The organism is Nitrincola nitratireducens, assembly GCF_000585235.1.
Classification (GTDB): Bacteria; Pseudomonadota; Gammaproteobacteria; order Pseudomonadales; family Balneatricaceae; genus Nitrincola; species Nitrincola alkalisediminis.
Genome location: NZ_AONB01000062.1, coordinates 1 through 918 on the forward strand (window position 1 = coordinate 1; position 918 = coordinate 918).

1 protein-coding gene is annotated in these 918 nt (G+C 46.3%); it reads left to right on the forward strand.

Features of this window, described 5'->3' with window-relative positions; genetic code table 11:
* The coding region (locus tag D791_RS18615) for an Rpn family recombination-promoting nuclease/putative transposase (RefSeq protein WP_036515053.1) at nt 1-778 on the forward strand (778 nt) is incomplete at its 5' end.
* Between the last annotated feature and the right edge of the window lie 140 nt (nt 779-918).

Below are 918 nucleotides of genomic sequence, written 5' to 3' on the forward strand. Positions count from 1 at the left end.
ACCGAGTATTACATCGGTAGAGGTTTTAAATCCAAGCATTAATCCAGCTGAGTTGACAGGCAAATACATCATTTTGGATGTGCTGGCGCAGGATGCGGAGAATAACCGCTATAATATTGAGATGCAGGTCCGCCGTTACAATGCATGGGGTAAGCGCAGTGCGTATTATTTGGCGCGGATGTTGAGTGAGCAGTTGGATGCGGGGATGGATTATGCCAAGCTGCAAGCCGCGGTTGGGATCCATCTGTTGGATTTCGATTTATTTATGGACAATGAAGCTCAGCGACAGCAAGCCGTCTGGCGTTTTGAAATGCGGGATGAACAACAGCCGGACGTGCGTTTAGGGAACGAGTTGCAGGTCAATTTGATCGAATTGAAGAAGGCAGATCGATTGGAGTTGAGTTCGGGGTCTTTGAGGTTTTGGATTGAGTTTTTGGAACATTGGCAGAGTCTGGTTCAGATGGTGGATATACCTTATGAGCCAGTTAAAAAGGCAATGGAGCGATTAAAGATGATTAGTGCAGATGAAGAAGAGCGTCGGTTGGCATTTGTACGTCAACGGGCGATGCATGATGAGGCGACCTTGTTGAAGGAGGCGAGGGAGGGTGGTTTTGAGCAAGGCATTGAGCAAGGCATCGAAAAAGGTCGCCAAGCCCAAATGCGAGAAACCGCTCTCAATTTAATATCAATGAATGTTTTAACGGATGCACAGATTGCGCAGGCGTCGGGTTTGAGTGAATCAGAGGTTATGACTTTGCGAGACGATGGTAAGCACTAATCTGATATGGAAGTGTTTTATCATCTTTGGGAGATTAAGTCGAAGCATCGATTTGGTCATTCAGCTGAGTTTTAAAGCCAACCACTGATTTGTTAGTGGTGCACAAAGCCGATGGTTTATCTTAGGCACTCTAACCACCT